Here is a 5,768-nt window from a genome sequence, read left to right on the forward strand (position 1 = left end):
GCGAGCTGTACGACAACTGGCCGGGGGCGCCCGCCCGGGTGTCGTACCCCGCTCTTATGCTCGCTCGATGACGTCTTACGAAGGCACCCACCCCACCGTTCTCGTCCGGGTGGGCGACCGGCACGCACAGATCGACGAGCAGCTCGCACCCACGATCCAGGCGATCTGGGAGTGCGGGTTCGACACCTTCACCTGCTGCCAGGACGTCGGCGAGAGCAACGCGGATTGGCCGGAGACGCTGCCGCACATGGCGGAGTGGGTGGAGTCCAGGCGCGGTTGGATGCTCATCGACTTCCCGGTCGACAGCGGCCTCGCCTTCCTCTCGGCCGTGGCGAACGCCGGCCCGCGGGACGCGTTCTACGTCCGAATGACGCACTGGGCGGCTCCGGACGCATGGGACGTGACGATCAAGCCGATGGACGCGGCGATGTTCCAGGAGGAGCTGCCATCGCGGTTTCGCCTACAGCTGCTCCAGGTGAGCTTTCCGGCGTACGACCTGCCGGAACTGACCCGGCGCCTCCGCGAGCACGCCGCAGGCCGCTCGGTGCCTCCCGCCCCCACCGACTGGAGCACCGTCGGCCGCTAGCGCCCGGCGGCCAGCTGCTCCACCGGCCAGCTCACGCCCGTCAGCTCTGCCGACACCGTCCACAACCGTCGGGCCACCGCCGCGTCGCTCGCCGCCGCCGACCGTCCGACCAGCGTCGGCCCACCCCGCATCTCGCCCAGCCCGTCCGGGCCCACGTAGCTGGCCCCGGGCAGGTCCTGCGTCGCGGCGTACAGTGTCGGCAGGGCGCCCGCCCTGTCGTCCTGGGCGAAGAACCTGTTGCCGACCTTCATGAACACCCGCATCACCGGACTCGCGGCATGGCTCTGCAGGTTGGTCGCCGCATAGCCGGGGTGGGCGGCAAGGGCGCGGACCGGGGAGCCGGACTCCGTCAGGCGGCGCTGGAGTTCCAGTGTGAAGAGGAGGTTCGCCAGCTTCGACTGGGCGTACGCGCGCCGCGGGTCGTAGTCGGACGTCCAGTTCAGGTCCTCGAAGCGGATCCGTCCGTCGGCCCAGCGGTGGGCGCCGGAGGACACCGTCACCACCCGGTCGGTGATGTGCGGCAGGAGCAGGTTCGTCAGCGCGAAGTGGCCCAGATGGTTCGTGCCGAACTGCATCTCGAAGCCGTCCGCCGTCCGCTGCTTCGGCAGCATCATCACGCCCGCGTTGTTGATCAGCAGGTCCAGCGGCCGGGCCTCCCAGGCGTCCGCGAACTCCCGTACGGAGGACAGGTCCGCCAGGTCCAGACGCCGTACCTCCGTACTGCCGTTCACCGTTGCCGCCGCTCCACGACCGCGCTCCAGGTCCCGTACGGCGAAGACCACGTGCGCTCCCGCACGCGCCAGCGACTCCGCCGCCGTGAGGCCGATGCCGCTGTTCGCGCCGGTGACCACCGCCGTGCGACCGGTGAGGTCGGGGAGGCGGCTCGCGTTCCATGCGTTGCTCTTCGTCTTCTCAGCCATGGATCGAATGTAGGCGTCGCCAACAATGCTGTCAATGACAACAATGGTGTCGATGGCAACTATGCTGGCGGTGCCTACATCGAGTTACGATGTCCCACATGCCCGAGAGCCGCCCCTACCACCACGGAGACCTGCGCGCCGCCCTGCTCGCAGCCGCAGAACGCACCCTGCGTGAGAAGGGAGTCGGTTCCCTGTCGCTACGCGAGCTCGCCCGCGAGGTCGGTGTGAGCCACGCCGCGCCCGGTCGGCACTTCAAGGACAAACAGGCCCTGCTCAACGCCCTGGCGCTGGCCGGGTACGAGCGGCTGGGCCAGGCCTTGGACGCCGCCGACGACCCTGCACTTCCCCTCGAACCCCGGCTCACGGCCCTCGCCCGGGCCTACCTCGGCTTCGCCATTGACAACGCCGAGCTGCTGGAGCTGATGTACGCCCGCAAGCACGACCCCGACGCCTCGGAACAGATGGCCGCCGCCGTCGAGCGGACGGTGGGCAACCTCGCCCAGGTCGTCGCGGACGCCCAGAAACGCGGCGAGATCATCGCGGGCGACCCCGAGGACCTGAACCTCGTCACAGGCGCCACCCTCCATGGCATGGCCGCTTTCATCGCCGGCGGCATGCTGACCCCGGAGGCGGCCCTGGCAGGCGTAGAGACCCTGGTCCACCACCTGCTCCACGGCCTGAAGCCCCGATAACGGTCGCATTTTCACGCCGCCTTGCGACAACGCCGCCAGAGGCGCGGGGAACTGCGCGACCAGCCGCAACGAGCCAGCAGCAGCCCGACAACCGCACCCCTACGGCGATGACGCTCCGGCCGTCTCCTTGCGGCCAACTAGAACGCTCACTGGCCAACTAGAGCGCTCAGTAACAAAAGGTTTAGAGGGTGTCTCACGTGGCAAGTTTCGCGAGCTTCTTGTAGCAGGTCAGGGCGGCGGCCAGGCCGAGGAAGGCGAGGAAGTGCGAGCCCTTTCGTTCGTATCGGACGGTGAGGCGACGGTAGCCGAAGAGCTAAGCGATCGACCGTTCGATCTTCCAGCGGTGCCCACCGAGGCGTTCGCCGGACTCGATGCCGGGGCGCGCGATGCGCGCGACGAGCCCGCGCTCGCGCAGACAGCCCAGGTGTTCGGCGGAGAAGTACGCCTTGTCCGCGCGGAGTTTGACGGGTCGGCGCCGCCGTGGCCCCGGCGGGACCGGACGGCGGGTGTGCCGCGGATGAGCGGCTTGAGGGCGAGGCTGTCGTGCATGTTCGCGCCGGACACGGCGACGGCGAGCGGGATGCCCTGGGCATCGGACAGCACGTGCAGCTTGCTGCCCTTCTCGCTGTGATCGACCGGGTTCGGACCGGTCAGCGATCCCCCCTTTGGCGCAAACGGAGGCCGCGTCGATGATCGCCGAGGTCCAGTCCACCTGGCCCCGGGCCCCGAGTTCGTCCAGCACCGCCCGGTGCAGCCGACGCCACAGGCCGGCCTCGGTCCATACCGTGAAGCGGCGATGCGCGGTGGCGGGCGACGTGCCGAACGTCGGCGGCAGATGCCGCCAGGCACAGCCGCTGGTCAGCGCGTACACCACTGCCGTGAACACGGCCCGCTCGTCACACGGAGCGGTCCCACCACCTTGCGGACGAGCAGCGAACGACGGCAGCAACGGGGCGGCCGGCTCCCAGAGTTCATCAGGAACCAGACGCTTCGATGGATCAGCACCCACGACCGGCATCGTGCCGCACGAACATCAAGTCACGTGAGACAACCTCTAAGCCTTGGTTGGTGCGGACGACCTGGCGGCCTGCTCGATCTTCGCGCAGTAGGCTGCACGGGCTTCCTCGTCGATCTGCTTCTCGTTTTCGGCGCGCACCCCGGTCCGGCCGTCGAGGCCCTCGCGCAGGATATCGGCGTGCCCGGCATGCCGGATGGACTCGCCGAGGACATGGACCATGATGGCGAACAGGTTCGTGTTGGGATAAGGCTCCGGCCACCACGGCACGTGGCCGGGGGCGTCGAGGGGAAGCTCGTTGATCGTCGCGTCCGAGTGTTCCCACGTGCGCCGGTAGAACCCGATGATCTGATCGCGGGTCTCGTCCTCGGTCGCCCACAGATCGCTGCCGTTGGAGTCCTGCCACCGGGGCAGCGGTTCCGGGGAAGGGCGGTCGAAGACCTCGCCGAAGTACCTGGCCTCGACGGTGGCCACGTGTTTGACCAGGCCGAGGAGGTTGGTCCCGGTCGCTGTCAAAGGTCGGCGGGCGTCGTATTCGGACAAGCCGTCGAGTTTCCAGAGCAGCGCCATGCGGTCCCGCCGCAGTCTCCCGTGCAGGTTGTCTTTCGCGAATTCATCGATCATGCGGCATGAGCCTGCCATGGGCTGCTCGTGGTCTCAAGATCCCGTACGTGGTCCGCAACGACTGGCAGAGCCGAGGCCTGGCCATGGCCGCCGCCCTGACCTGCTACAAGAAGCTCGCGAAACTTGCCACGTGCGACAACCTCTTGGGCCCTCTGCGCGGGTGCCCCAGTCGGTGAAATACGACTCGGTGATGGCCTGCGCAACGACCGGATGCAGCTCTTCCTCTGTCGCACCGGCTTCCTGGAGCTGGAGGATCTGGGCGGCGTAGGCGGGCGAGATCGGCGTGCTGATGAACCGATCACGGCCGTCGTCCGAGGAACCAGTGCAGGTGAATCCGAAGTAGGCGTGAACCTCCACCTGCATGCCGCCCGTGGTGGCCGCGCGCTCCCTCGCCTGTGCCCTGACCTGCGGCTGCCACTCCGAGGCGGTCTCCTCTACCAGGGCCGCCTGGAGCTTCTTCTGCGGCTTCGCCAGCTCGGCCCGGGCCGGAGACCGGCGAGTCGAGAACGGCGCTGCCCGTACGAGACTGCGCAGGAGCGCCGCACCTCGATCCCGCAGCAGCTTTACGACACGTCGCAACCGGCGAGGTGAGGGATGAGCCTGCATTGGACCTCGTTGACGAGGGCCTGGTGTGGAAGGCACGCCCTGCACGCGCCGGCCGTAGGCCCGGTGCGTGGAACTTCAGTACGGGCCGCACCGATTCGAGCTGGAATGCTGGTGGCACCGCGCGACGGTGGCCGAAAGACGTCACGGTGCCCGAGACCGCAGCGCTCGTAAGGGACTTCGTCGGCCAGGCTCTCGCCGCGAAGCCGACCGGTTCTGTAACCCCGGCCGCGCAGGCGGCGGTGGACACGGCGTCGCATGCACGAACATCCGATCCCCGCGGATAATCGGGTAGGCGGGTCGGGCCGCCCGACCCGCCTACCACACCACCGGACATGCGGGCCTCGCATCCGGCGGTTCATCCAGCTGATCTCAACCGTCTGATCTCAACCCTTGCCAGGTCGGCTTGAGCATGCGCAGACCCAGGTCTTCCCAGTGGGAGTTCGGCTTCGCCCGCTGAAGGACGCCAGACCCCGCAATCCGCCAGTAGCCCTTGCCGCTACTCGCCCATTCGCGGGCTTGCCACTCGGCGATGCCGAGCGCGGGGAGGCTCCTGAACCGGGCCTTGGAGATCTTCCATTCCATCCAGCGGATCTGTCGCATCCTGCGGCGGAACCACTCGTCCAGATCTCAAACACCCTGGGGGTGTCCGCGAGCTGGAAGTAGCCCATCCATCCGGTAGTGAAGTGGTTGGCTATGTTCACGTCTCGTGACGTCGTTTGTTGGCGAGTCAGGGAGTCGTTTGCCTGCTCGGACAGGTGATGTACACGAGTTTTGATTCTCGTGGACATAGCCAGTTCGGAGTGGGTCAGGACCGGGAGTATTTCTGGGGAGGTGAGCACGCCTGGTGGGAGCCGCCGTAGTCGTGGCAGAGAGTGATCTTGATCCGGTCGATCCCGCCGACTAGGAGCTCTCTTACGGATCACTGGCGGAGATGCGAACGCAGGACCTGCTGGCGTTGACAGAACTGCTGCCTGCGACGATGCGCCTGTGAGCTATGACCTTGCTGTGTGGGACGGCGACCGTCCATTCGACAACCGCCAAGCGGGCTCGATGTACGACGAGCTCTACGAGCGCTACCTGGAATCGGACGATATCGTCGTGCCTCCGGCGCCGCGCGTCGTGGCGTACGTGGAAGCCCTCGTCGCGCGGTACCCAGATGACGTCGACCGCCACGTCGTGTGGGCGTCGACACCGGTGATCGATGAGGCATCGGGCCCGATCGTGTACCTGCTCATGTCTTACGGCAAGGCCGAGGAAGTGTCCGAGTACGCCGCTGAACTGGCCCGCGAGCATGGACTCGTCTGCTTCGATCCGCAGGGAGAATG

At 67.6% G+C, this 5,768-nt stretch carries 7 protein-coding genes and 1 pseudogene; 3 read left to right on the forward strand and 5 right to left on the reverse strand.

Annotated elements, in window-relative coordinates:
• Positions 1 to 67: 67 nt before the first annotated feature.
• The gene (locus H1D24_RS41345; protein ID WP_181662930.1) at positions 68 to 586 is read left to right on the forward strand and encodes a hypothetical protein; all 519 of its coding nucleotides are present in this window, start codon (positions 68 to 70) and stop codon (positions 584 to 586) included.
• On the opposite strand, the gene H1D24_RS41350 is transcribed toward H1D24_RS41345, so the two are convergent.
• A complete protein-coding gene (locus tag H1D24_RS41350; protein ID WP_181662931.1) occupies positions 583 to 1,506 on the reverse strand; it encodes an oxidoreductase in 924 nt (307 codons plus the stop codon). The genes H1D24_RS41345 and H1D24_RS41350 overlap by 4 nt on opposite strands.
• Positions 1,507 to 1,595: 89 nt before the next feature.
• Between H1D24_RS41350 and H1D24_RS41355 the strand changes: the two genes are divergently transcribed.
• Positions 1,596 to 2,198, forward strand: a complete 603-nt coding sequence (locus H1D24_RS41355; protein WP_181662932.1) for a TetR/AcrR family transcriptional regulator — start codon at positions 1,596 to 1,598, stop codon at positions 2,196 to 2,198.
• 193 nt (positions 2,199 to 2,391) lie between these two features.
• Here H1D24_RS41355 and H1D24_RS41360 read toward each other — a convergent pair.
• The 4 genes and pseudogenes from H1D24_RS41360 to H1D24_RS41370 all read right to left on the reverse strand — a co-directional run bounded on the left by H1D24_RS41360 (position 2,392) and on the right by H1D24_RS41370 (position 5,043).
• Positions 2,392 to 3,207 (reverse strand): annotated as a pseudogene (locus tag H1D24_RS41360) (IS5 family transposase).
• Between the two features lie 45 nt (positions 3,208 to 3,252).
• Positions 3,253 to 3,837: a DinB family protein gene (locus H1D24_RS41365; RefSeq protein ID WP_181662933.1), complete on the reverse strand. Its 585-nt coding sequence runs from the start codon at positions 3,835 to 3,837 to the stop codon at positions 3,253 to 3,255.
• A gap of 33 nt (positions 3,838 to 3,870) precedes the next feature.
• Entirely contained in the window at positions 3,871 to 4,443 is a 573-nt protein-coding gene (gene tpg / locus H1D24_RS44465; RefSeq protein ID WP_445194929.1) for a telomere-protecting terminal protein Tpg, read from the reverse strand.
• 369 nt (positions 4,444 to 4,812) lie between these two features.
• Positions 4,813 to 5,043 carry a hypothetical protein gene (locus tag H1D24_RS41370; protein ID WP_181662934.1) on the reverse strand — a complete coding sequence of 77 codons (231 nt, stop codon included), beginning with the start codon at positions 5,041 to 5,043 and terminating at the stop codon, positions 4,813 to 4,815.
• 387 nt (positions 5,044 to 5,430) lie between these two features.
• On the opposite strand from H1D24_RS41370, the gene H1D24_RS41375 reads away from it, so the two are divergent.
• The coding region (locus tag H1D24_RS41375) for a hypothetical protein (protein WP_181662935.1) at positions 5,431 to 5,768 on the forward strand (338 nt) is incomplete at its 3' end.

It is taken from the genome of Streptomyces himalayensis subsp. himalayensis (genome assembly GCF_013778455.1).
Taxonomy (GTDB): Bacteria; Actinomycetota; Actinomycetes; order Streptomycetales; family Streptomycetaceae; genus Streptomyces; species Streptomyces himalayensis.

Bases quoted from the DNA above. Each gene is read 5' to 3' on its own strand.
- H1D24_RS41350 (WP_181662931.1), bottom strand. From the start codon at position 1,506: ATGGCTGAGAAGACGAAGAGCAACGCATGGAACGCGAGCCGCCTCCCC.
- tpg (WP_445194929.1), bottom strand. From the start codon at position 4,443: ATGCAGGCTCATCCCTCACCTCGCCGGTTGCGACGTGTCGTAAAGCTG.
- H1D24_RS41370 (WP_181662934.1), bottom strand. From the start codon at position 5,043: ATGCGACAGATCCGCTGGATGGAATGGAAGATCTCCAAGGCCCGGTTC.
- H1D24_RS41345 (WP_181662930.1), top strand. From the start codon at position 68: ATGACGTCTTACGAAGGCACCCACCCCACCGTTCTCGTCCGGGTGGGC.
- H1D24_RS41365 (WP_181662933.1), bottom strand. From the start codon at position 3,837: ATGATCGATGAATTCGCGAAAGACAACCTGCACGGGAGACTGCGGCGG.
- H1D24_RS41355 (WP_181662932.1), top strand. From the start codon at position 1,596: ATGTCCCACATGCCCGAGAGCCGCCCCTACCACCACGGAGACCTGCGC.